Source organism: Saccharothrix sp. NBAS 001, from assembly GCF_056640475.1.
Genome location: NZ_CM153251.1, coordinates 4,886,565 through 4,910,609, shown reverse-complemented (window position 1 = coordinate 4,910,609; position 24,045 = coordinate 4,886,565). Strand labels below are relative to the sequence as shown.

22 protein-coding genes are annotated in these 24,045 nt (G+C 73.4%); 9 read left to right on the top strand and 13 right to left on the bottom strand.

Annotated elements, in window-relative coordinates:
- The first annotated feature begins 351 nt into the window (after nucleotides 1-351).
- The gene (locus tag AC0HI0_RS20155) at nucleotides 352-1,746 is read left to right on the top strand and encodes a sugar transferase (protein WP_480933919.1); all 1,395 of its coding nucleotides are present in this window, start codon (nucleotides 352-354) and stop codon (nucleotides 1,744-1,746) included.
- Entirely contained in the window at nucleotides 1,728-3,269 is a 1,542-nt protein-coding gene (locus AC0HI0_RS20150) for a putative glycoside hydrolase family 15 protein (protein WP_480933918.1), read from the top strand. Before AC0HI0_RS20155 ends, AC0HI0_RS20150 begins: the two co-directional genes overlap by 19 nt.
- A gap of 937 nt (nucleotides 3,270-4,206) precedes the next feature.
- Here AC0HI0_RS20150 and AC0HI0_RS20145 read toward each other — a convergent pair.
- The 10 genes from AC0HI0_RS20145 to AC0HI0_RS20100 all read right to left on the bottom strand — a co-directional run bounded on the left by AC0HI0_RS20145 (nucleotide 4,207) and on the right by AC0HI0_RS20100 (nucleotide 14,464).
- Nucleotides 4,207-5,289 (bottom strand): glycosyltransferase family 4 protein, encoded by a 1,083-nt coding sequence (locus tag AC0HI0_RS20145; RefSeq protein WP_480933917.1) that lies wholly within the window; start codon nucleotides 5,287-5,289, stop codon nucleotides 4,207-4,209.
- On the bottom strand, nucleotides 5,286-6,374 hold the full coding sequence (locus tag AC0HI0_RS20140; RefSeq protein WP_480933916.1) for a glycosyltransferase: 1,089 nt from the start codon (nucleotides 6,372-6,374) through the stop codon (nucleotides 5,286-5,288). Before AC0HI0_RS20140 ends, AC0HI0_RS20145 begins: the two co-directional genes overlap by 4 nt.
- Nucleotides 6,371-7,777, bottom strand: coding sequence for an oligosaccharide flippase family protein (locus AC0HI0_RS20135; protein ID WP_480933915.1), 1,407 nt, complete (start codon nucleotides 7,775-7,777; stop codon nucleotides 6,371-6,373). The genes AC0HI0_RS20140 and AC0HI0_RS20135 overlap by 4 nt, the downstream gene beginning before the upstream one ends.
- Nucleotides 7,774-9,033, bottom strand: coding sequence for a glycosyltransferase 87 family protein (locus AC0HI0_RS20130; RefSeq protein WP_480933914.1), 1,260 nt, complete (start codon nucleotides 9,031-9,033; stop codon nucleotides 7,774-7,776). The genes AC0HI0_RS20135 and AC0HI0_RS20130 overlap by 4 nt, the downstream gene beginning before the upstream one ends.
- Nucleotides 9,030-9,866 (bottom strand): hypothetical protein, encoded by an 837-nt coding sequence (locus AC0HI0_RS20125; RefSeq protein ID WP_480933913.1) that lies wholly within the window; start codon nucleotides 9,864-9,866, stop codon nucleotides 9,030-9,032. Before AC0HI0_RS20125 ends, AC0HI0_RS20130 begins: the two co-directional genes overlap by 4 nt.
- Nucleotides 9,863-10,924 carry a glycosyltransferase gene (locus AC0HI0_RS20120; protein WP_480933912.1) on the bottom strand — a complete coding sequence of 354 codons (1,062 nt, stop codon included), beginning with the start codon at nucleotides 10,922-10,924 and terminating at the stop codon, nucleotides 9,863-9,865. Before AC0HI0_RS20120 ends, AC0HI0_RS20125 begins: the two co-directional genes overlap by 4 nt.
- Nucleotides 10,899-12,077 carry an O-antigen ligase family protein gene (locus tag AC0HI0_RS20115; RefSeq protein ID WP_480933911.1) on the bottom strand — a complete coding sequence of 393 codons (1,179 nt, stop codon included), beginning with the start codon at nucleotides 12,075-12,077 and terminating at the stop codon, nucleotides 10,899-10,901. The genes AC0HI0_RS20120 and AC0HI0_RS20115 overlap by 26 nt, the downstream gene beginning before the upstream one ends.
- Nucleotides 12,074-13,018 (bottom strand): polysaccharide deacetylase family protein, encoded by a 945-nt coding sequence (locus AC0HI0_RS20110; protein ID WP_480933910.1) that lies wholly within the window; start codon nucleotides 13,016-13,018, stop codon nucleotides 12,074-12,076. The genes AC0HI0_RS20115 and AC0HI0_RS20110 overlap by 4 nt, the downstream gene beginning before the upstream one ends.
- Nucleotides 13,015-13,845 carry a hypothetical protein gene (locus tag AC0HI0_RS20105; protein ID WP_480933909.1) on the bottom strand — a complete coding sequence of 277 codons (831 nt, stop codon included), beginning with the start codon at nucleotides 13,843-13,845 and terminating at the stop codon, nucleotides 13,015-13,017. Before AC0HI0_RS20105 ends, AC0HI0_RS20110 begins: the two co-directional genes overlap by 4 nt.
- A 220-nt stretch (nucleotides 13,846-14,065) precedes the next feature.
- Complete coding sequence (locus AC0HI0_RS20100; RefSeq protein ID WP_480933908.1) at nucleotides 14,066-14,464, bottom strand: MerR family transcriptional regulator; 399 nt, start codon at nucleotides 14,462-14,464, stop codon at nucleotides 14,066-14,068.
- 108 nt (nucleotides 14,465-14,572) lie between these two features.
- Here AC0HI0_RS20100 and AC0HI0_RS20095 point away from each other — a divergent pair, with 108 nt between their 5' ends.
- Both AC0HI0_RS20095 and AC0HI0_RS20090 read left to right on the top strand, forming a co-directional pair.
- The gene (locus tag AC0HI0_RS20095) at nucleotides 14,573-15,871 is read left to right on the top strand and encodes a hemolysin family protein (RefSeq protein WP_480933907.1); all 1,299 of its coding nucleotides are present in this window, start codon (nucleotides 14,573-14,575) and stop codon (nucleotides 15,869-15,871) included.
- Nucleotides 15,868-16,896: a hemolysin family protein gene (locus AC0HI0_RS20090; protein WP_480933906.1), complete on the top strand. Its 1,029-nt coding sequence runs from the start codon at nucleotides 15,868-15,870 to the stop codon at nucleotides 16,894-16,896. Before AC0HI0_RS20095 ends, AC0HI0_RS20090 begins: the two co-directional genes overlap by 4 nt.
- A gap of 463 nt (nucleotides 16,897-17,359) precedes the next feature.
- Here the strand turns inward: AC0HI0_RS20090 and AC0HI0_RS20085 are convergent, their stop codons facing one another.
- Nucleotides 17,360-17,677: an NUDIX domain-containing protein gene (locus AC0HI0_RS20085; RefSeq protein ID WP_480933905.1), complete on the bottom strand. Its 318-nt coding sequence runs from the start codon at nucleotides 17,675-17,677 to the stop codon at nucleotides 17,360-17,362.
- A gap of 32 nt (nucleotides 17,678-17,709) precedes the next feature.
- Here AC0HI0_RS20085 and AC0HI0_RS20080 point away from each other — a divergent pair, with 32 nt between their 5' ends.
- From AC0HI0_RS20080 to AC0HI0_RS20070, 3 genes are all read left to right on the top strand, one after another.
- Nucleotides 17,710-17,955 (top strand): transcriptional regulator, encoded by a 246-nt coding sequence (locus AC0HI0_RS20080; protein WP_480933904.1) that lies wholly within the window; start codon nucleotides 17,710-17,712, stop codon nucleotides 17,953-17,955.
- A gap of 327 nt (nucleotides 17,956-18,282) precedes the next feature.
- A complete protein-coding gene (locus AC0HI0_RS20075; protein ID WP_480933903.1) occupies nucleotides 18,283-18,534 on the top strand; it encodes a hypothetical protein in 252 nt (83 codons plus the stop codon).
- On the top strand, nucleotides 18,531-18,872 hold the full coding sequence (locus tag AC0HI0_RS20070) for a hypothetical protein (protein ID WP_480933902.1): 342 nt from the start codon (nucleotides 18,531-18,533) through the stop codon (nucleotides 18,870-18,872). The genes AC0HI0_RS20075 and AC0HI0_RS20070 overlap by 4 nt, the downstream gene beginning before the upstream one ends.
- A gap of 380 nt (nucleotides 18,873-19,252) precedes the next feature.
- Here the strand turns inward: AC0HI0_RS20070 and AC0HI0_RS20065 are convergent, their stop codons facing one another.
- Nucleotides 19,253-20,677, bottom strand: a complete 1,425-nt coding sequence (locus tag AC0HI0_RS20065; protein WP_480933901.1) for a WGR domain-containing protein — start codon at nucleotides 20,675-20,677, stop codon at nucleotides 19,253-19,255.
- Nucleotides 20,678-20,769: 92 nt separating this feature from the next.
- Complete coding sequence (locus AC0HI0_RS20060; protein WP_480933900.1) at nucleotides 20,770-22,248, bottom strand: MFS transporter; 1,479 nt, start codon at nucleotides 22,246-22,248, stop codon at nucleotides 20,770-20,772.
- 189 nt (nucleotides 22,249-22,437) lie between these two features.
- Between AC0HI0_RS20060 and AC0HI0_RS20055 the strand changes: the two genes are divergently transcribed.
- Nucleotides 22,438-22,824, top strand: coding sequence for a YciI family protein (locus AC0HI0_RS20055; protein ID WP_480933899.1), 387 nt, complete (start codon nucleotides 22,438-22,440; stop codon nucleotides 22,822-22,824).
- A complete protein-coding gene (locus AC0HI0_RS20050; RefSeq protein ID WP_480933898.1) occupies nucleotides 22,821-24,032 on the top strand; it encodes an RNA polymerase sigma factor in 1,212 nt (403 codons plus the stop codon). The genes AC0HI0_RS20055 and AC0HI0_RS20050 overlap by 4 nt, the downstream gene beginning before the upstream one ends.
- Nucleotides 24,033-24,045 lie beyond the last annotated feature (13 nt).

Sequence of the window (24,045 nt, the reverse complement as noted above, 5' to 3'; positions counted from 1 at the left end):
GCCTGGGAACTTCAACCGGGTTCCGCCCACCCCGTGTTTCGCGCACCCGCGTTGGTAACGGGAACACGCACGAGACGCTACCTTTGTCGCCGGATTGGAGGACCTTGCCTCTCGAAAGAGTGATGAAAAGGCGTCGCTCGTGATGTTCCGTGCGGTGGGTAGTCAAAGTGCTCGTTCGAGTGAACTCGGGCGGTTTACGTTTGTGGGCGGTCCGGCCAGGGGTTGGCGGGCACCGCCCCCGTCGTGGCCGGCCGATGGAGAGGAAGTCGTCGGAATGTGGTGTGGCCTGGAGTTGGCGCTGCGGTGCCCGGGAAGACGTGCTGCGGACCTCGTCGGCAAGGGCGGCTGGTCGTGAACCGGGCAGGTGCGACGGCCACCGCGCCGCAGCCGCCGGGGACCCGGGTGGCGGCCCGGCGCGACCTGTTCGGCCGGGTCAACGCGGTCGCGGTGCTGCTGGTCGTGGTCGACGTGGTGGCGATCGGGCTGGTCGCCGCGGCGCTGTCGCCGGCCTGGGCGGGCGCCGTCGCCGGGGTCCTGCTGGGGGTGCGGGCCTCCTGCCGGCTCTACCGGCGGCGGCTGTGGCTGTCCTGGCTGCACGACCTGCCGCGCTCGGTGATCGCCACCGCCACGGCGTTCGCGCTGGTCACCGGCGTGACCCTGGTGCTCGGCACGGCGGCGGAGACCACCGCCGACGTGCAGTGGGCGATCTTGAAATTCACCGCATGGAGTGAACCTGGCCGCCTGTTCGTGTTCGCTTTCGGGCGCTGGGCCCGCCGCCGGTTCCACCGCTGCGACCGGACCATCGTGGTCGGCGCGGGCAAGGTCGGGGCCACCCTGGCCGCGTCGATGCTCCAGCACCCCGAGTACGGGCTGCGCCCGGTCGGGTTCGTCGACCCCGCGCCCGCGCTGGACCCGCAGGTGCTGCCGGTGCCGCTGCTGGAGGAGAACCTGGCCGACGCGATCACCCGGGTCGGCGCGGGCAGCGTCGTGCTGGCGTTCTCCCGCGCGGCCGACTCGCCGCTGGTCAACGCCGCCATCACGGCCCACCGGCTGGGCTGCGCGATCTTCGTCGTGCCCCGGATGTACGAGCTGTTCCAGGACGGCCCGGACGTGGAACGGCTGCGCAGCTACCCGCTGATGCGGCTGAGCACCGCCCCGACCAGCCGGCCGAGCTGGTGGGTCAAGCGCGCGGTCGACGTGGTGCTGGCCGGGCTCGCGCTGGTCCTGCTGTCCCCGGTGATCGCGGTGTGCGCGCTGGCCGTCGTGCTGGAGAGCGGCCGGCCGGTGATCTTCCGCCAGGTCCGGGTCGGGATGGACGACCGGACGTTCGTGCTCTACAAGCTGCGCAGCGTCCGGATGACCGACCAGGACGATTCCCAGAGCCGGTGGTCGGTGGTCGGGGATCGGCGGGTCGGACCCGTCGGCCGATTCCTCCGGCGGACTTCGCTCGACGAGCTGCCGCAGTTGTGGAACATCCTCAAGGGTGACATGTCCATTGTCGGGCCGCGACCCGAAAGGCCCGGATTCGTGCGCGAATTCTCGGCCGTGCACGACCTATACTGGGCGCGCCACCGGGTGCCGACCGGATTGACCGGACTCGCCCAGGTGCACGGGCTGAGAGGGGACACTTCGATAGTCGACAGGTCCCGCTACGACAACTACTACATCGCCAATTGGTCGTTGTGGCTGGACGCCAGAATCCTGTTGCTGACGGTGGGTGAGCTGTTGTGTCGAAGGAACCGCTGATCCGGGACCGCACCCGACGGGTGCTGGCCGGCGCGAGCGTCGTCGTGGTGCTCCTGGGGTGCCTGGCCGTGCTGCCGAGTTCGGCCGGCGAGCACGGGACGACCACGGCACTGCCGCTCGCGGCGGACCCGACAGCGGACGGGCTGCCGGAGCGGCGCGCCGAGGTGCCGCCCGGCGTGGCCCCGCTCGGCCCGCCGCCGAGGCCGACCGCGCCGTGCGCGTGGTGGTACGGCATCGGCGAGCCGCCCACCTACGCCGACCTCAAGTTCGCCGCCCAGCACTACGACCTGGTCGTGCTCAACGCGACCGAGACGGCGGCGATGCGCCGGCTGCACAAGCTCAACCCGAAGATCAAGGTGCTGGTGTACAAGGACTTCTCCAGCACCCGCAACTACCCCGGCGCGGTGATCGGCAACCAGGACGCGCCGCTGCTGCCCAGCGGCGTCGGCTACTTCGACGCCCAGCAGCACCACCCCGAGTGGTTCGCGGTGGACACCGCCGACCGGCGGGTCGAGTGGAGCGGGTACCCGCAGCACTGGCAGATGACCGTGTGGGACGAGAAGTACCAGCGGACGTGGGCCGACGCGGTGACCGCCGAGGTCGTCCGCGAGGGCTGGGACGGGGTGTTGGCGGACAACGACTTCAGCTCGCTGAAGTACTACTCGAAGGCCGTGCTGAAGGGCACCCCGGACGCCGCCGCGACCGACCGCCGGATCCGCGACGGCATGGACAAGTTCCTGGAGGCCGCGGGCAGCTCGCTGCACAAGGCGGGCAAGATGCTGATCCCCAACGTGTCGGAGTCCCAGCTGACACCGGGCCGCTGGTCGGCGCACTCGCGCTTCGACGGCGCGATGGAGGAGAACTTCGGCCTGCGCGGCGACGGCGGCGACGGCGGGCTGATCACCTTCGTGGGCAACGAGTTCAAGGAGCTGCGCGCCCAGGCCGCGCTCGGCGAGTCGTGGCTGCTGCTGGTCACCAAGACCCAGAGCTACCGCGAGGAACGCGTGGGCTACGCGACCGCGGCGCTGCTGGCCGGGCCGTACACCTGCTGGCACGGGGCGTCCACGAAGGACTACCAGGACCCGGACTGGTCGGTGTACCAGGACGCGGAGTTGGGCGAGGCGGTGGAGGCCGCGAACCGCCTGCCCTCCGGCGCGTGGACGCGCGGGTTCACCAACGGCTGGGTGGCGGTCAACCCGACGAGCAAGGCCGTCCAGCTCAACCCCCCGCCCGGCCTGCTCACCCTCGACGGGGCACCGGTCCCGCCGTCGACCGAGCTGCCCGCGACGGACGCCCTGGTGCTGGTGAAGCCGGAACCTCCGGCCACCACGGCACCCAAACCGACCACCACGACCCCGAACCCCACGTCGACCCCGACACCGACCACGACGACACCACCGACCACACCCCCGGACACGCCCACCCCGACCCCGGTCACCCCGATGCCGATCACGACAACCCCGGTCACGACGACGCCGCCGGACACACCCACCCCGACGCCGACGCCGATGAAGCCCGCGTAGGTCATCCGCCCCGGATTCGACCACCCCCGGACGACCACCCCCGGACGACCACCGTCCCCGGCCACCGCCGCGCAATCCGCAGCGGTGGCCGAATTTCGCCCCGGCCTTGTCGCGGATCCACGCGCGGACCCCGCACGCACCTCGCCCAACCCACCGCACGCCACAAGCCACACCGCGCGCCTACGCGCCCGTACGCTGTGCACCTGCACGCACCAAGCACCCGCACCAAGCACCACGCGGCACGCGGCACGCAGCACCGCTGCCCGCATGCACCACGCAGCACGGCCGCACCGCCACACGTTGTATGCACGCCCGCACGCCCGCACGCCCGCACGCCCGCGCGCTATGTACCGCCTGCACGATTCACGCCTGCACGCACCACGCGCCGCCGCCACACGCACGCAGTCCCGCACACGGCATGCCGTGTGCCGCACTGCCGCACTGCCGTAGCCCTGCGTGCGTGCCCGGGTGCTGTGTGCCCTGTGTGCGTGTCCGCATGGCGTGTGCCCTGTGTACGTGCCCGCGTGCCGTGTACCGCAAGACCCACCTCGCAAGCCCCATGCAGCACGCGCAATTCCCAGCGCCTACATGCCGCACTCGCGCAAGCGAGCAAACTGTCGTACCCCCATGCGATAATGGAATCGGGGGCCGGCGGCCAAGTCCACACCACCCCACAGCCGCACGCACACCGCCCGGACCTGCGAATTCGGCTCCCGACCGCACTCGAACACCCCCCGGAAACCGGCCCCGAATCCCGCCCCAACCCGTCCCGGACAAGGCCCCGGAATCCGATTCCAAGCCACCGGTGGAGACGCGGCCCGGATTCCCGCACACCGCACTCGCACTATCACGCACACCAAGAACGTCCGCGATACCGCTCCGGGCCCGCCGAATCCCCGGCGAACCCGGACCGAACCCGCAAAAACGCCCACCCACGTCACCCGCCGGCGAGCAACTCCCGGTACAGGGCCAGGTGACGTTCGGCGCACACCTCGGGCGAGAACCGCGCGCGGGCGCGTTCCGCCGCCGCACGCCCCAGCGCACCGGGATCGGGCTCGGCGAACAACCCCTTCAGGCACGCCGCCAAACCCTCGACGTCGCCCGGCGCGGCCAGGCCCGCCCCGTCCACCAGCATCTCCGCGACCCCGCCGGTGTCCGTGGCCACGACCGGCTTGCCCGCCCCCATCGCCTCGGCCACCACCAGCGGCTGCTGCTCCAGCAGCGACGGCAGCACCAGCGCGTCGTGCAGCCGCAGCTGCCGCGCCACGTCCTGCCGGAACCCGAGGAACGTCACCTGCCCCGGCAGCACCCGCCGCGCCTGCTCCTCGGCCGCCGCCCGCAACGGGCCGTCCCCGATCACGGTGAGCGCCGCGTCCGCCGGCATCACCCCGGCCAGCGCGTCCAGCAGCACCGGCAAACCCTTGCGCTCCACCAGGAGCCCGACGAACACCAGCCGCCGCACGGGCCCACGCGGCGGGGCCGCCTCGGGCAGCTCCACGCAGTTGTCGATGTGGGCGACCCGGTTCGCGGGCACCTTCAGCCGCCGTTGCAGGAATTCGCCCATCGACGTGGCCGGCACGACGGTCCGGTGCACGAACCGCGCCACGCCGGCGTCCGCCGCGAGCACGGTCCGGGTGTACTTCGACGGCCCGGCCGCGCCGGGCGCGCCCCGGAACCACGGTTCGCTCACGTCGTCGGGCAGGCCGTGGTAGGTCTGCACGACCTTGTGCCGCAGCCGCAGTCCCGCGCTGACCAGCCCGGCCCGCCGGTCCTGGGCGTGCACGACGTCGGGCCGCCACGCCCGCACCGCGTCCCGCGCCTGCCTCCCGGCCTTCAAATCCCCTTTGCTGGCAACGGAAACCAGCTCGTGGAAGCCCTCGATCAACTCCGCGCCGCGCGCGGGCAGCGGCCCGAACACGCGGACCTCGGCGTCGCCGGACGCGGCCAGCGTCGCCGCCAGCCGCACCGTCACCTCCACCGGACCACCCTTGTCCTGCGTCAGCAGGTAGGCGACCTTCACCGGTTCCCTCCCACGATTTTCTCCACCAGGATCGCGATCTGGTCGCTCATCTGCACCGCGTCGAACAGCGCCTCGGCGCGCCGCCGCCCGGTCAGCCCCTCGTCGGCGGCCAGCACCGGGTCGGCCAGGCGCACCGCGACGGCCTCGGCCAGCGCGGGCACGTCACCGGCCGGCACGACCGCGCCCGCGTCGCCGACGCTCTGCCGCACCCCGCCGACGTCGAAGGCCACCACGGTCCGCCCGCTGGCCATGGCCTCCAGCGGGACCAGCGCCATGCCCTCGGCCCGGGACGGCAGCACGACCACGTCGGAGGCGGTGTAGAAGTCGGCCACGGCCGTGTCGTGCCCCCACCACCGCACCGAATCGTGGTCGCCCAGCGCCCGCCACCGGTCCCGCATCGGGCCGTCGCCGACCAGCACGAGCTGCGCGTCCGGCACCTGCTCGAGCACCGCCGGCCACGCCTTGAGCAGCTGGTCCTGGCCCTTGAGCGGGGCGATCCGGCCCACGCACACGGCGGTCGGCACGTCCGGCAGGCCCAGCCGGACCCGGGCGGCGACCCGGCTGCGCGGCCGGAGCACGGTGGTGTCCACGCCGTTGCAGACGACTTCGGCCGACGTGTCGATGCCCAGCGCGCGCCCGGCGTTCAACTCGTCGTCGCTCACGCACACCAACTGGTCGGTCCACCGGGCCGCGTACCGCTCCCACACCGCCGACGCGCGCCCCAGCACGCCGCGCGCGGTCTGGAACGACCACAGGTGCGGCTGGAAGATCGTCGGCCGGGTGCCGCGCACCGCGAGCCGCCCCGCGAGGCCGGCCTTGGAGCTGTGCAGGTGCACCACGTCCGGGTCGAGTGCGCCGAGGATCCGGCGCAGCCGCGCGGTCTCGGACAGCGTGCCGGGGCCGGGGGAGCGGTGGGCGGTCCAGTCGTGCACGTCGATCCGCACGTCCCGCAGCCGGTCCGGCAGCCACCCGGGCGGGCACACCACGTCCACCTCCCAGCCCATCTCCCGCTGTGCCACGGCGAGTTCCAGCACCACCGCCGCGACCCCCGCCTCGACCGGCTGGGTCACGTGGACGATCCTCATCGGCGCACCTCACGCAGTTCGCGAACCGTGCGGCGGTTGGCGAGCACCGCCGCCGCCGTGTAGCCGAGCACCAGCACCGCCGCCTCGCCGAGCGCGCCCGGCAGCGTCGGTCCGAACAGATCGCCGAACGCCCGCCCGGCGGCCGCGCAGCACCCCGCGCCGACCGCGATCGCGGCGGCCATCCGGGTCAGGCCGGGTGGCGCGATCCCGTTGCGCGCCAACACCAACCAGGCCAGCGGGACCATCGCCCACACCACGACCAGTTGCGTGGCGGCGACCGCGACCACGCCGTAGCGGGTGCACAGGGCCAGGCCCACCACCAGCGCCACCAGGTGGGTCAGCTCCAGCGCCAGGTACCGGCGGGCGTGCCCGGCGGCCCGGATCACCTGGTACCACAGGTGCAGCAGGCCGAACCCGAACCCGTAGCCGCACAGCAGCACCAGCGGCAGCGCGGCCGGTGCCCAGCGGTCGCCGAACAGCACGACCCGGTCGGCCAGCGCCGCCGTCACCGCGTACAGGCCGCCGGTCACCACCAGCACGGCGTGCGTGAACCGGCCGGCCGCCTGCGGCAGCCCGTCCCGCCGTCCGGTCCGGATCAGCTTGGCGCACAACGGGAACACCACCCCGCCGAGCACCACCGCGACCATGATGTAGGGCACCCAGGCGATCCGGTAGGCCAGCGAGTACACGCCGACCGCCTCGGTGCCCAGCTCGTGCCCGATCGCCAGGTAGTCGACGTTGATCAGCAGCACGGCCACCAGCGCGCCGGGCCCGACCACCGCGATCCACCGCACCGCCTCGGCGGCGGCGTCCGGGTCCCACCTCGGCCGCACCCACGCGCCGGCGAGCGCGCCCAGCACCGGCTGCGCGACCGCCGTGCAGAGCAGCCCGAACACCAGCGCGTGCGGGCCATGTCCTTGCGCGGCAAGGACTATGGTCGTCGCCGCGCCGAGCACGGCACCGCCCGCGTCGGGCAGCAGCCGACGTCGGAAGTCCAGGTCGCGGTGCAGCAGGCCCATCTGCACGCCCGCCGCCGCGGTGAACGGCAGGCTCAGCGCGGCGAGTCGGATCAGCGGCGCGACCGCCGGGGCGTCCAGCGCCGCCGCGATCGGGTCGGCCGCGACCGCGAGCAGCAGCGCGAGCGCGGCACCCGTGCCGACGCTCAACGTGAGCAGCGTGCCCGCCATCCGGCGCGGGTCCAGGCCGGTCCGGCTGATCACGTCGTAGACGCCCATCGACTGGACGACCTGGCCGATGTTCACCAGCGACACGGTGAGCGCGACCAGGCCGAGGCCCTCCTCGGTCAGGAACGCCGCCAGCACCAGCGTGACGGCCATCTGGCCGCCCTTGCCGACCAGGTTGACCAGGAACAGCCACAGCGAACCGCGAACCGCGCCGGTCACGTCTGCACGGCGAGCACTCGCCGCCGCGCGAACACGGCCAGCGCCACCCAGGCGACCACGACCGCGACCCCGTCCAACGTCACGGCGGCCCGGTCGCCCACCAGCGACCGCACGGCGGTGTCCACGAAGTGCAGGTGCGCGAACGGGATCAGCGACGCGACCAGCGCGACCCCGAGCACCGGGGTCCGGTCCCGCCACCACAGCACCGCGACCGCGACCAGCGCCGGCACGGCGATCAGCACGTCACCGGGCTGGTGCACGACGGCGACCACCACGGCCAGGCACGTCACCAGGTCGGCCACGGCGGCGTTCGCCGCGCTACCGGTCCGGTCGAGCCCGCGGACCAGCACGACGCTCGCCGCCAGCACGCCGACCAGTGCGACGAGTTCCGCGCCCGGCGGCAGCCACCCGGTCACCCGGAAGAACACCGCCGCCACGTCGACCCGTTGCGCGGTGAGGGAATCCACCGCGCCGTACGCGGTCGCGCCGGCGTGCTCCAGGTTGCGCCCGATCACGTCGACGAACGCGCCGACCCCACCGCCGCCGACCACCAGCGGCACCACCACGAACAGGCTGGCCAGCGCCGCGAGCCCGGTGCCGCCCAAGGCGACCTTCCGCGACCCGCGCGCGAACAGCAGCACCGCGAGCGGCAACCCGAACTGGGGCTTGAGCCACGCCAGCGCGAGCGCCACCGCCGCCAGCCTGGGGTGCCGGTCGCGGGCCAGCAGCGCCCCCGCCGCGCCGACCGCGATCAGCGGGTTGACCTGACCCACGTACAGCTGGGCCCGGCCGACCTGGCTGAGCACCAGCAGCGTGCCGATCACCGCCGTGCCCGACGCCAGCGGCGCGCGCACGTGCCCCGCCGCCAGGACGGCGAGGAAAACCAGCAGCAGCAACAGGAACGCCGCGAACGCCACCGCGCCCACCCGATACTCGGGCAGCGCGAACGGCAGGTGCAGCACCAGGTGGTAGGGCTGGTACAGGTTGAAGTTCTGCCGCACCGGCCAGTGCGTGAACATCGTGGCCGGGTCGTACGGGTTGCCGCCCGCCAGGAACTCGCGGACCGGGTAGTACAGCGCGTCCCGGAAGTCCTGCATCCGCTCCTCGGCGCGGTTCGCCCAGGTCGGCTCCGGCACCTCCCACGCCGGGCGCAGCGCCCGCCACGCGGCGGCCACCCCGAGCACCCCGACCAGGCCCGCGACCAGCCCCCGCCGGTCCGGCCGCCGGTCCAGGGCCCGCGTCGACTCCCGTTTCACACCAACACCACGGCGACCACCGCCGTGTCCGCGGGCAGCGCGCCGACCACGCCGGCCAGCGCGTCCTGCCGCCGCCCGCGCGGCGTCACGGCGATCAGCGCCGTGCCCTCGGCGGGCTCGAACACCTTGTCCGGCAGGTCGTCGGAGATGTCCTCGGACCGCTCCACCAGCTCCGGGTCGGTCGCCACCACCCGCGCGGGCCGGGCCGTGGCCATCAGCAGCGCGGTCAGCTTCTCCAGCAGCTCCGGGTCGTCGCCGGGCAGCACCGGCACCGAGTTGCGCACCCCGGCCGACGCCAGCGCCGCCCGCACGCCGTCGGTGGCGCGGGTCCGCCGCAGGTGCCGCACCGCCATGGTGGCGATCCCGGCCGCCAGGCCCGCCGCGAGCGCCAGCCCGATCGACAGCGGCCAGTCCGGCGAGACCCGCACCACCTCGGGCACGTCGAGCACCCGCAGCTTCCCGGCCGGGGCCAGCAGGTCCGACTTCACCACCACGTTGGCCAGGGTGGCCGCCTCGCGCTTGGCCTTCTCCGCGTTGGCCGCGTGCACCGACAGCCGCGCCAACCCGGACCCGGGCACCAGTTCGACCGACACCCGCTCGGCGTTCGTGCCGACCGCGGCCACCACGGACGGGCTGCGCGCGAGTTCCACCAGCGCGGGCAGCCCCAGCGCGGTGACCTCGCCGTACTGCGGGGCCTCGGCGCTCGCCGGGCCCGCCAGCAGGCTCACCCGCGCCTGGTACTCCTCGCTCTTGAACATGGTGGCGAGCAGCACCAGCGCCGCGACCGCGAGCGCCACCAGGAAGCCTTCGCCGAACAGCCGTGCCTTCGTCATCGATTTCCCCAATTCCGCAACAACTCGTCGTAGGACTTCATCAGTGCGCGCGGGTCGTGCGCCTCGGCGACGGCGGCGAGCCCGGCCGCGCCCACGGCGGCGCGCCGCGCGTCGTCGAACAGCAGGCCGCGCAACGCTTCCGCGGTCGCCTCGGGGTCGCGCGGCGGCACGACCAGCCCGCCGCCGCCCGCGAGCGCCTGGCCCACGCCGTCGACGTCGGTGGCCACCACCGGCCGCCCGGCCGCCAGCGACTCCAGCACCGCGATCGGCATGCCCTCCCAGTCGCTGGTCAGCACGGTCGCGTCGGCCGCCGCCAGCAGGTCCGGCACGTCCGGCCGGTTGCCCAGGAACCGCACCCCGGACAGGCCCGCGGCGGTGCGCTCCAGCGCGGGCCGCAGCGAGCCGTCGCCGGCCAGCCACAGCTCCGCGCCGCCGCCGATCCGCGCCCACGCGGCCAGCAGCACGTCGTGCCGCTTCTGCGGCTCCATCCGGGCCAGGCACAGCGCCACCGGCACGTCCTGCGCCACGCCCATCGCGGCCCGCACGGTCGCCCGGTCCACCCGGGGCTCCTGCGGGAACACCGCGTTCGGGATGACCAGCGGGTCCGGCCGCAGCCCGGCGTCGCGCAGCCGGTCGGCGGTCGCCTCGGCCACCGTCACCACCGCGCCCGAGGTCCGCCGCAGGATCCGCGCCGCGTCGCCGTAGTCGCTGTCCGCGACGCCGTGGAACACCGTCAGCAGCGGCACCTTCCGGGGCAGCAGCGCCAACCGGGCGACCATGCTCGCGGACACGTTGTGCGCCAGCACGACCTCGGGCCGGAAGTCCTTGATCGCGGCCCTGGTCGCGGTGGTGGCGCGCAGCACCCCGGCGGCCCGGCGGCGCGCGACCGGGACGGTGAACGTCGGCACGCCGTGCCCGCGCAACGCCTCGGCGCGGTGCCCGCCGCCGCTGGCCACGGCGGTCTGCCAGCCGAACTCGCGCCCGGTCCGGGCCATCCCGGCGACCAGGGCCTCCGCCCCGCCGGTGCCCATCTCACTGATCACGTGGAGCACGCGCATCGGTTCCCCTTCGACGCAGGTCGGCCGCGGCGACGACCGCGACCAGAGACCACAACGGCAGGTAGTACTGCTGGGACAGGAAGGTCGACGCCACGACGACCGCGATCAGCGACGCCTGCGCGGCGGCCATCGGCCGGCGGCACCCGGTGCGCAGCACCCGTTCCGAGGACACCGCGGCGACCGCCAGCAGCCCCGCGAACAGCCCGAAGCCCGGCAGCCCGAGTTCGGCGGCCACCTCCAGGTACATGTTGTGCGCCACCGGGGTCTGCTCGTCGACCTCGGCGTTGTGCGAGGCGGTGGCGTACCCGCCGCGGAACCCGCCCGGACCGACCCCGAGCACGGGGTGCTCGGTCAGCATCCGGGCCGCCGCCTGCCAGCGCAGCTCCCGGGTGTCCACGTTGGTGCCGGCGATGAAGCTCTTCTCCTGCAACGCCCGGTCCAGCGTCGGCCCGGCCAGCAGCAGCACGCCCAGGCCGAACGCGGCCAGCGCGGCCGTCCCGCCGACCACCGCGCGCACCGGCAGCGCCCGCCGCGCCACCAGCCACGCCAGCGCGGCGGTCAGCGCGAGCCCGCCGCCCCGCGAGAACGTCGCCGCCGCGCCCGCGACCAGCACCAGCGCGGTCGCCGCGAGCCCCGCCGAGCGGACCGCCGAGCGCCGCCCGTCGATCAGCGCGACCAGCAGCGGCAGCGCGGCGACCAGGAAGTACGCCAGGTCGTTCGGGTCCTCCAGCGGCCCGGTCGCGCGCGTCTCGCCTTCGGCGACGAGGCTGTGCAGCGCGCCCAGCGCGGCCACGGTCGCGCCCGCGACGATCGAGGCCAGCAGCGGCCGGACCGGCACCTCGCGGGCCGCGACGTCCACCAAGACGACCGTGATCACCAGGAACGGCAGCCAGCGCAGCAGGTACTCCACCGCGTACGGGCTGCCCGCGTTCAGCGCCGTGGACGCCAGCAGCACCACGGCGAACAGCGCCAGCACGGCGTGCACGGGGTGGGGTCGCGGCATCCGGCGCTCCCGCACCCGCTTCGCCAGCCACACCAGCGTGAGCAGGGTGGGCGCGACCTTCGCCAGCTGGCCGTGCAGTTCGAACAGGTAGCCCTCCAGCGGTGCCAGCGCCACCGTCGCGCACGCGAGCACCCGCAACAGCCAGGTCATCCCGACCGCGCCAGTCGCTTCGCGGCCCGCACCGGCAGGTCCGCGCCGAGCCGGGCCACGTGCTCCCCGGTGCCCACGACCTCGAAGTGCCGCCGCAGCGCGCCCAGCGCCCAGCCGAGCAGGGCGACCTTCTGCGCGGCGGGCACCGCCATGCCGGGGAAGAACTCCATCCCCGGCGCCTCGGCGGCGCCCAGCACGTCCGTGGGGTGCAGCAGCAGCGACGGCGACACCCCGCGCAGCCGGCACAGCCGCAGCGCGGTGCGGAAGTGGGCGCGGGCCAGCGCGGGGGAGACCTGGTGCAGTTGCAGCAGGTACGACCCGTGCACCGGGACCCGCAGCACCGGCATGGTGGTCACCGGCAGCTCGACCAGGCCGGTGTCCCAGCGGTAGGCGCGGTTGGGCGCGAGCACCTTCGAGAAGCCGCCGAACAGCTCCGCACTGTCCTCTGTGGAGGGTGCGGTGCGGTTGTGGTAGAAGCGAGCCAGCGGGCCGATCCAGGTGGGCAGGGTGCTGGCGTCGTACCGGTAACCGCGTTCGGCCAGCACGTCCAGCAGGTCGGGCGTGACGCTGTAGCCCGGCCCCCGGAACCCGACCGGCCGGGGCGCGCCCGCCGCCACCAGCGCCTCCTCGGTGCGCGCCACCTCGGCTTCGAGTTCGGCGCGGGAGTACCGGTGCAGCCACGGCTCGTGGCCGAACGAGTGGTTGGCGACCTCGTGCCCGGCGGCGCTGATCGCGGCCACGGCGGCGGCCCCGTCCTCGCGCACCGCGTCCGCGCCGACCACGAACACCGTGGTGGTCAGGCCGTGCTCGGCGAAGACCTCCAGCAGGCGCGGGGTGGCGGTCGGCAGGAAGCTCGGCATCCGCCGCCACGCCGGGTCGCCGTGGGTCTTGAGGTACGCCCAGAGGTTGTCCAGGTCGAGCGAGACGCTGGCGACGTTCACACCGTCTCCCGCGCGGGAGCGGGCGGCGCGGCCACCGGGCGCGACGCGAAGCCCAGGGTCAGCACGCCCGCCACGACCAGGGCGACGCCCAGCGCCACCCACCACTCGCGGCCGGGCGCGATCCGGTCGCCCAGGGTCAGGATGCCGACCGCGGAGGTGACCACGACGGTCACCGAGTCCATGGTGGCGACCGTCGAGGTGGCCCCGCCGCGTTGCAGGGCGACCGCCATGCACGCCTGGCCGACCAGCGCGGCGGCGACCATCAGCCACAGCAGCGGGTAGAACGGGAGGTCGGCCACCGGCTCGTCGGCCAGCGAGCGGCTGGCGATCGCCACCACGGCGTAGGCCAGGCCCGCCGCCACCGCGACCGGCACCACGCCGGAAGCCCTGCGCCCCACCAGGAACACCGCCACCAGCGGCAGCCCGAGGACCAGCAGCCCGAGGTCGGTCGGGATCTCCTCGGCCACCGACGGCGCGGAGGCCCCGGCCAGCAGCAGCAGGCCCGCGGCCATGGTGACCAGCACCGCGACCTCGATCGCGCGCACCCGCCAGCCCAGCACCAGCACGCCGAACACCGTCGCCACGCCGACCGCGCACGACGAACCCGCCTGCACCAGGTACAGCGGGAGTTCGGCGCGCGCGAAGAACGCCAGCGCGAACCCGCCGACCTGGCCCGCGAAGCCGAGCAGGTACAGCCGGTCGGAGACCAGCCGGGCGAGCAGCCCGAAGCCGTGGCCCGGCGCGGCGCGGCGGGCGGCGACGGTCTGCGCGACGATCCCCAGCGCGTACATCGCCGTGGCGGCCGCGAGAGCGAGATATCCGGGCACGCAACAACTCCCGAGGAAAAGGATTTTCGACGGGCCGCAGCGTACGACCCGGAAATTCCTTGCCCGATCGGGCGATATTCGAATTACTCGAACGAGTGACGAACGGCTTTTCGCATCAGCGCGCCGTCACCGCGCCGGCCGATGTCGACCGTCGTCCCGCCGGCACGTCCAACGGTCGGGTGAGGTCCGCCCCGGTGCGTGCCCACCGGCCGCCGGCCGGTCAGGGCAGCGGCAGGTCCGGCGGGATCTGGAGGGCCACGTTGATCAGCGCGTGCACCCTGGTCGCGATGGCCCCGAGCAGGCCCTGGAGTTCGGGGGAGGCGGTCTCGGCCGCCGCGTGCAGCACCTGGAGGTCTTCGTCGATGCGGGTCAGGATGGCGCCCACGTCGGTCTGACCGCCGGTCAGCGCGGTGGCGATCTCGTCCAGCGGCAGGCCGTGCACCTCAAGGCGTTGCACCAGGTGGATGCGCTCCACGTCGGCCAGCCGGTACAGGCGGTAGTTGCCCGCCGTGCGCTGAGCGGGCGCGATCAGGCCCAGCTGGGTGTAATAGTCCACCGTGCGGATGCTGACGCCGGCACGGGCCGCCAACTCACCGATCCTGATCAGGGCCTCGCTCACAAACCATACAGTGCCACGTGCTAGTGTCGATGTCATGCCTGATCCGACGGATTCCGACGGTTGCAGTAGCGAGCCGGGCGAGCCCCGGCCACCCCGCGGCGGTGCGCCGTGCTGATCCTCGGCGGCCTGCTGGCCATCGTCGCGCTCACCGCCGCGACCGGATATTTCGTGGCGCAGGAGTTCGCCTACATGGCGGTCGACCGGGGACGCCTGCGGCACATGGCGGAGAACGGCGACAAAGCCGCCGACCGCGCCTACGCCGTCACCAAACAGCTCTCCTTCATGCTCTCCGGAGCCCAGTTCGGCATCACGGTCACCGCGCTGCTGGTCGGCTACATCGCCGAACCGCTGCTCGGCACCGGCCTGGCCGACCTGCTCGGCTTCACCGGACTGCCCGAGGCGGCCCGGCTGTCGCTGTCGCTGGTCGTCGCGCTGGTGTTCGCCACCGTCGTGCAGATGGTGCTCGGCGAGCTGCTGCCCAAGAACCTGGCCATCGCCAAGCCGGAAGCGCTGGCGAAGTTCCTGGCCCCCTCCACCGCGGTCTACCTCAAGGTGGCGGGCCCCGTGATCCGCCTGTTCGACGCCTCGGCCAACCGGCTGCTGCGCGCGGTGGGCATCGAACCGCTCGAGGAGCTGCCGCAGGGCGCGACCTCCGAGGACCTGGTGCAGATCATCGGCACGGCCGGCGCCGAGGGCCACCTGGACCCCGAGCTGACCCGCCTGCTCGACCGGGGCCTGGACTTCCGCGGCCTGTCCGCCGACCAGGCGATGACGCCGCGCGTCGCGGTCCGCACGGTCGGCGCGGACGAGCCCACCTCCCGCGTGGTCGAACTGCTCGACACCGGCCACTCCCGGTTCCCGGTGGTCGGCCGCGACCTGGACGACCTGGTCGGCGTGGTCGGCCTGGCCGAGGTGCTGACCGTGCCGCCGGAGCACCGCCGCGGCACGCCCGTCCGGCAGATCGCCGTGCCCGCCCTGGTGGTGCCCGCGTCGCTCGGCCTGCCCGCCGTGCTGGAGCGGCTGCGCAGCGAACGCCGCCAGCTCGCGTGCGTGGTGGACGAGTTCGGCGGCTTCGCCGGCGTGGTCTCGCTGGAGGACCTGGCTGAGGAGCTGGTCGGCGAGATCCACGACGAGGACGACATCGTCGCCGAGGGCGTGCGCCGCCGCCCGGACGGCTGGTGGTCGGTGCCCGGCCGGTCCCGGATCGACGAGATCGCCGACGCCACCGGCATCGAACTGCCCGCCGACGACAGCTACGACACGGTGTCCGGCCTGGTCCTGCACCGGCTGGGCCGCACCGCGCGGGCCGGTGACGAACTCGCCCTCGACGGCGTGCTGCTGCGGGTCGCCGAGGTGTCCCGGCACGTGCCCAGCGCTGTCCTGCTGCACGCGGAGGACGGCCGATGAACACCGGCTGGGCGCTGGTCGCGTCGCTGGTCCTGCTGGTGGCCAACGCGTTCTTCGTGGCGGGGGAGTTCGCCCTGATCGCCGCCAAGCGGCACCGGCTGGAGCAGGCCGCCGAGAACGGCAGCCGGGCCGCGCGCGCGGCCGTGGCCGGGGTGCGCGAGCTGTCGGTCATGCTGGCCGGCGCGCAACTCGGCATCACGCTGTGCACGCTGGGGTTGGGCGCGCTGGCCAAGCCCGCCGTGGCCGACCTGCTCGACCCGGTGTTCCTGGCGCTGGGCCTGCCCACCCAGCTGTCCTACGCGGTGGCGTTCACGATCAGCCTGGTGCTGGTGGTGTTCCTGCACATGGTCCTGGGCGAGATGGCGCCCAAGTCGTGGGCCATCGCCCACCCGGAACGCTCGGCCCTGCTGCTGGCGATCCCGTTCCGGGCGTTCGCGCGGTCCGTGCGGTGGGTGCTGACGTCGCTCAACAGCACGACGAACGCGTTGCTGCGCTTGCTGAAGGTGCAGCCGCAGGACGAGCTGTCGCGGGCGGACAAGCCGGACGACATCCGGATGCTGGTCCGCCAGTCCGCCGAGCACGGCCTGATCCCGGAGGGCCAGCAGCGCCTGCTGACCCGGATGCTCCAGCTGCGCGGGACGTCCCTGGCGCAGGTGATGGTCCCGGTGTCCGACGTGGACACGATCCGGGAGGACACGGACGCGTACGCCGTGGAGCGGCACAGCCGGGCGACGGGCCGCTCCCGCTTCCCGGTCCGCGCCGAGGACGGCCGGTTCGTCGGCCTGGTGCACATCCGCGAGGTGGTCCGCGCGACGGCGCTCGGCGAACCCCGCCCGGCCCGCGACCTGATGACCGTGCCGCTCACCCTGGCGTCCTCCCTCTCGGTACCCGACGCGGTGGCCGAGATGCGCGCGAACCGCTCGCAACTGGCCCTGGTCGCGGACGGCGACCGGGTGGTGGGCATCGCGGCGCTGGAAGACCTGCTGGAGGAACTGATCGGCGAGTTCGAGGACGAAACCGACTGACGTCCACGTCGACGTCCCGCCGCATCCGTCCCGGGTTCCCCTGGGGCGGATGCGGTGTCCGGAGGTCCGGCCCACCTGCCAACCGCACGACCACCGAAGCCTCGCGGCTGAGGCCGCGACGGTCCTGAATCGCGCTGCTGCACCGCAAACGCGAACGCGCTGTTCGGGTGTGATGCCGCGGGCGCGGACCAGGCGGCGGTACTCGTCGTGGTTCTGGTCTCGGTCGGCGTGGAGCCGCCGAGGTCGACGACGCGGTCTGCCGACCACGCCCCGATCGGCGGGATCGCGTCGATCGGCGGGGTCCGCTGGGTGACGTCGTTTCGGTTCCGCCGGTCAGCGCCACGACCAGAGGGACACCGATGGCGTCGTTGATCAGCTCGTGCTTGGTGCCCGACGCGCGGTGTGGGACCGGCCTAGTCTGGACGATGCTCCGCGTATCCCACTTTGCCCATCTCCTTTGCCGTCATCGCCCGATCGAGTTTGCGCCACAGATCCGGCGGTAACTGTGCTTCGGCGGCCCCCAGCGAAAAAAGGCATAAGCAGATATTTCTGCGCCATCGGCGGACAAGCGGTCTGCGTCGTCCTGGCGCACGGTGCCGCCGTCGAAGACGAACAAGAGCAGATCATCCCACGGGCCATGTGCAGCTACCCAGTCAACGAGCAGCAATCGGCCGATGTGCGCGGTGAAGCTCAGTTCTTCTTCGACTTCGCGGATGGCCGCGGCAACGGGGGACTCGTTCGCTTCGAGGGAGTAGCAACCATGCCGTCCGTTCACCTCCATCCGTCCACCTAGGACGAGAGAACCAAGTCGCGATGCCCTACCTCATTCTCCTGCGCGCCGAGACCTTTCAGCGAGCGGCCAACCTGGCGGGCTTCCCCTCGCACTACGCCTTGGCCAAGGCCATGAGCGTCAACCGATCCACGGTCAAGCGCGTGATCGGCGGAGAACTGCATCCCGGCCCGGCCTTCATCGGCGGGGCGCTCACGGCTCTGGCTCCCTTGCAGTTCGAAGACCTCTTCGAAGTGGTGCCGGAGCAAGCCGTGAGTCGAGTGGCATGACCCACGACGAACTGCTGTTCCGCGCCTGGCTCACCAGGTGCAGCCACGCCCTGGCCGCTACGCCGTGCGTCTGCTGGACGAAGCCGACCCCACCTCCACCACCCAGAGATCCCCGAGACCTGAAGCGAGGCAACGAGATGCCCAGCAGCACTCCGGATGCGCAGCACAGCACCTTGCAGGCAGCACTGGACTACGCCGTCCGGGGCCGGCCTCTCATACCCGGAGCGGTCTGGCATGACGTCCATTTCGCGACGCCCCTGGACCGGAAACCGGTCAGCAGCCCCCTTCCTCCGGCCGCTCAGCGAAGCGACCACCGACCTGGATCTGGTGCGGGAGCGGTGGGCCGTCCCCGGCCGGTTCGTGCCGAACCTGCTGTGCCTGGCCGGTGCGGCCTGGGGAGCTTTCGCCGTCTTCGGCACCCTGACCGAGAGCATCGCCCGGCATCCCCGGTTCGGGACCAGACCAACCCCGTTGCCGGATATCAGGGAGATGCCCCTGACGTACTCCCTCGTCGGACCGCCGCTGCCGAGCAACGACCCGGCCGACCTCATCCAGAGCTTCGAGAGGAACCGCGCGTGAACGAGCCAGCCGAGCAGGCAACACCCAGCACCGTGGAAGGACGGGAACACGCGGAGACGTTCACCCGGCTCATGGAGAAGCCGGCCGCTGAGGAAGCACCGCGGCTGTTCGCCCTCGTGGAGGAATACGGCCGAGGCGAAGAAGTCCGCGTGGCGGGTTACGGCTTGGCCTATGACGGCCACGCCGAGGCCAACTCCGTCGAAGGCGACTTCCCCTTGCAGTCCCGGAGTCCGGAGAGCGCTCGGCTGCTGTTCCAGCTCAGCTCACGGTCGGCCGGGGTGGATCGGGTGCACGTGGTGTGGATGGACGCGGAAAGCGTTGAGGATCAGCGAGGTTGAGCGCAGCACAGGGGTGGGCTGGCCTGGTAGGTGTCGGGTAGGCGCTCAGTCGAGATCCCAGGAAGCAGAAGAACCGCCACCAGGCGACGGCGCGCCCATCGGGGATCATGCTGCGACGGGGCGTGGCCCGAATTCGGCTTGGCGACCGCGCGGAGACCGGGCTGCGGCGCGGGTGGCTCGGCCGAGCCACCCGCGCCGACGCCGCGCTCCCCGCCACATCCCCGAACGCCGTAGCCGGCAGGACGACACCGCTGCCACGTCCGGCCCCCGCGCCGTCTGTCGCACCGGCCCCTCTGCGCCGCCCGTCGCGCCCTGCCCATGCCGTCGGACTGCCGTCGGCCGTGCGGCCGGCGGCAGTCACCCCGGCGGGTGGATGCCGGTCAGCGCAGGCGCTTGATCTCGCCCCTGGTGCGGTAGAACGAGCCGCCGGCCGACGTGACGACCTCCGACACCAGGTAGCGGGCACCGGGTACGCGGATGTTCTTGGGGAACTGCACGCCCCACGTGTGGTCGTAGCCGTCCGAGACGACGTGCACCCTGATCCGGCCGCCCTGCTGCACGCACTCCACGACGACGCCCTCGCCGGGCACCACGTGCGAGACGACCTCGACCTCGGCCGTCGCCTCCACGCGCTCGATGGCACCGGCCTTGATGTCCTGGCGCGGCGGGAGTTGGCCCTGTTCGGCGGCGTGCACGGCGTCCCGGCTCGCGTCCAGGCAGGCCAGCGAGCCGTCCGTGGTCACCAGGTAGAGCCGTTCGTCGCGGTACTGCATGGAGAACGCCGAGCCGCAGCCGGTCGCGAGCTTCCACAGCCGGGTGCCGTCGGCGGCGAAGCAGTACACCGAGGACTGGTTGTCGCCCGCGAACACGAACTCCCCGCCCGGCGAGGTCGCGCACGAGAACACCGGCGCGTCGCACCGGTAGACGGCCGTCTCCCGACCGTCCGCCTTGGCGAAGCGGTGCACCCGGCCCCGGCTGGTGCCCGCGAACACGTCGTCGCGCTCCTGCCAGCCGAACAGCACCTCCCCGACGGTGTCGGCGTGCCACGCGCGGTGCCCCCGGCCGCTGTAGTGGGTGACGCCGCGCGAGTGGCCGTGGAACACGCCCTCCGGCGCGCAGCGGACCATCCACGCGCTGTCGCCCGAGGCCGGCACCGACCACTGGAACTCGTCCTCGTGGTCGACCACGGTCACCTTGCCCTGGCGGTCGGACACGCCCAGCACGCCGTCGTGGATGTCGAGCCAGTAGATGTCGACGTCGTCGGCGATCTCGTACGCCACCCGGGGCACCTTCGCACCCAGGTCGTACACCTGGCCGTCGTCGCAGCCCGCGTAGATCCAGAAGTCGTCGGCGACGATGCACTTGACCGAGTCCGGCAGCCCGAACCGGCCGGTGACCCGGCCGTCGTGGGTGAGGGTGTAGACGTCGCCGTTCTCGTTGCCGACCCAGGCGTGGTCCTCGCCGACGAAGATCCCGAACGCGGGCGCGCCGGACGCGAACCGCCACAGCACCGGGGCCTGGTGGGCGGTCGAGCGGGTGCTGACGATCTGCCGCCGGCTCACCGCCCGCGGCGCGCGCACGCCCTTGACGGCGGGCGCGTAGCCCTTGCGCACCTTCTCGCCGATCTTCTTCTCGGCGGCCTTGAGCGCCTTGGCGTGGTCGGCGAAGCTCACGGTCCTGACCTGCCCCTGTTCCCCGATGCGCCCGAAGGTGATGGTGACCTCGGTGTCGTCGACCCGCACTTCGTAGAACTTGTGCGCGCCACCGCCGGTCTCGGACAGCTCCAGGTAGGTCGTGGCAGTCATGCTCGGTCCCCTCTTGACGTGATCTACGGGAACGTTATCGACCACCACCGACAATTCCGGATCACGCCCCCACCCCGGCCGGTGCGGCGGGATCAGGTCAGCGCCGGTTCGGGGAGCGTGGGACGGGCCGCCGGGCGCAGGAGCACGGTCAGCACGGCGAGTCCGGCGAACAGGACGGCGGAGACCACGGCGGTGACGTGCAGGCTCGTGGTGAACGCCGCCCGCGCGGCGCGCAGCAGGTCCGCGCCCTGCTCGGCGGGCAGGTCCCGGCTCGCGGCGACCGCGCCGGACAGCGAGTCGGACGTGCCGCCCATCCGGTCGCGGTAGACCGCGGTGGCGACCAGGCCGAGCAGGGCGAAGCCGAGCGAGCCGCCGAAGTAGTTGCCGGTCTCCGACATCGACGCCGCCGAGCCCGCCCGCTCGGCCGGCACCGAGCCGATCACCAGCCCGGTGCCCAGGGCGAACAGCGGACCGGTGCCCAGCGCGAGCACCGCGATGCCGGCCACCACCAGCGGCAGGGAACCCAGGCCCCGCACGGCGACCAGCAGCAGGGCGCCCAGCGCCGAGACCGCCAGCCCGCCGGCGATCGCGGCCGTCCGCCCCACCCGGCGGGCCGAGGCGGGGGCCAGCGCGGAGCCGACCGCCACGCCCACGCCCATCGGCGCGAACAGCAGCGCCGACGCGAGCGGCGAGAACCCCAGCACGCTCTGGAGGTACTGGGTCACCAGCAGGCCGGTGCCGGCCATCGCGATGCCGGCGAAGACCAGCGCCACGAGCACCGCCGTGAACGGGCGGTGGCCGAACAGCCGCAGGTCCAGCAGCGGCGTGTCCAGCCGCAACTGCCGGCGCACGAACCAGACCCCGACGACCGCGCCGACGACGAGGGCTGCGCCCGGCACGGCCGGCGCGGCCCCGGTGCCGAGCTGCTTGACGCCGTAGACCACCAGCAGCACCGCCACCAGCGACAGGCCGACGCTCACCGGGTCCAGCCGGCCCGCCTCGTCGCCGCGCGACTCCGGCAGCAGGAACGGCCCGGCGACCACCAGCACCACCATCGCGGGCACCGCCACCAGGAACACCGAGCCCCACCGGAAGTGCTGGAGCAGGAACCCCGCCAGCACCGGCCCGAGCGCGCCGCCGGCGAACTGGCAGGTCGCCCAGACCGCGATGGCCTGCCCGCGCCGCCGCTCGTCGCGGAACATGGTGGTGATCAGCGCGAGCGTGCTCGGCGTCAGCGCCGCGCCGGCCACGCCCAGCAGCGCGCGCACCACGATCAGCACCACGGGGTCGGCGGCGAACGCGGCCACGACCGACAGCGCCGCGAACGCCGCCGCGCCGGTCAGCAGCAGCCGGCGGCGGCCGATCCGGTCGCCCAGCGTGCCCATCGTGATGACCAGGGCGGCCACCACCAGCCCGTAGCCGTCGCTGATCCACAGCTGCTCGACGGCGCTCGCGCCCAGCCCGGCGCTCAACGCCGGGAGCGCCAGCAGCAGCGCCGTCGTGTCCAGCGCGACCAGCAGCGTCGGCAGCACGAGGACGACCAGTCCCCACCACGCCCGGTTCTCCCGCATCGCGAACTCCTGTTCTCCCGACCTTCCGCCCGGTGGTCGGAGCCGCCGCCGGTTTCTCGACACGGCCGCGCGGCGGTCCGGTGGCGGGCCGGCGGAGAATTCGCGCCGGGGATGTCAAAAGGACGGTCGCGGCTCCGACCACCGGGCAGCGGAGCCCGACGGCGGCTCGCGGACCACGAGGAGCCAGAGATGAAGTTCCTGATCAGCATGCACATCAACCCGGCCGTGCTGGACGCGCTGACCGACCAGGAGAAGGCGGCCATCGGCGAGGGGCACGGCCGGTTCCTGGAGGAGGTGAAGGAGTCCGGCGAGCTGATCAACACCCTGGCGCTGGCCGACCCGTCCCAGTCCGCCGTGGTGTCCGTGCGCAACGGGCAGCCGGTGGTGACCGACGGGCCGTTCCTGGAGTCCAAGGAGTACCTGGGCGGCTTCTACCTGGTGGACTGCGAGAGCCGGGAGCGGGCGGTCGAGCTGGCGGCGCGCATCCCGGACACCGCGTTCGAGGGGCTGGGGGTCGAGGTGCGCCAGGTGATGTTCGACTACGGGCAGCTGGAGGCGGGACAATTGGAGGCATGACCGCACCGACCGTCGAGGACCTGCTGCGCGAACTCACGCCGCGGATCCTCGGCGCGCTGGTGCGCCGGTACGGCCGGTTCGAGGGGTGCGAGGACGCGGTGCAGGAGGCGGTCCTGGCCGCCGCCGTCCAGTGGCCGGCGGAGGGGGTGCCGGACAACCCGCGCGGCTGGCTGACCACCGTGGCGGCGCGGCGGCTGGTCGACCAGTTGCGCAGCGACCAGGCGCGGCGCGAACGGGAGTCGGCGACCTTCGGCGAGGTGGTGCCCGAGGAGGTGCCCGACACCGACGACACGCTGGTCCTGCTGTTCCTGTGCTGCCACCCGACGTTGACGCCGGCCTCCCAGACGGCCCTGACGCTGCGCGCGGTCGGCGGCCTGACCACCGCCGAGATCGCCCGCGCGTTCCTGGTCCCGGAGGCCACCATGGGTGCCCGGATCAGCCGGGCCAAGCAGCGCATCAAGGCCGCCGGCAGCGCGTTCAGCCTGCCGGTGGGCGAGGAGCGCGAGGAGCGGCTGCGGGTCGTCCTGCACGTGCTCTACCTGATCTTCAACGAGGGCTACACCGCGTCGTCGGGCAGCGAGCTGCACCGCGCGGACCTCGCCCGCGAGGCGATCCGGCTGACCAGGCTGGTGCACGCCCGGCTGCCCGGCGACGACGAGGTGACCGGCCTGCTCGCGCTGATGCTGCTCACCCACGCCCGCCGGGCGGCGCGCACGACGGCGACCGGCGACCTGGTGCCGTTGGACGAGCAGGACCGCGCGAGGTGGGACCGCGGCCTGGTCGAGGAGGGCACGGCGCTGGTCAAGCAGGCCCTGGCCGGCCCGGCGCTGGGGCCCTACCAGCTGCAGGCCGCCATCGCCGCCACGCACGCCGACGCGGCCACGACCGAGGAGACCGACTGGGCGCAGGTGCACGCCCTCTACCTGATCCTGGAGCGGATCGCGCCCAACCCGGTGGTCACCCTCAACCGGGCGATCGCGCTCGCCGAGGTCGAGGGACCGCGCGCCGGGCTGGAGCTGCTGGCCACGTTGGACGCCGACGAGCGGGTGGCGCGGCACCACCGGCTGCTGTCGGTGCGGGCGCACCTGCTGGAGCAGGCGGGCGACCCGGCCGGCGCGCACGAGCACTACCGGCGTGCCGCGAAGGCCACCGCGAGCCTCGCCGAGCAGCGCCACCTGGAGTCCCGGGCCGCCCGGGTGCGGCCCTGAGCGACCCCGCCGA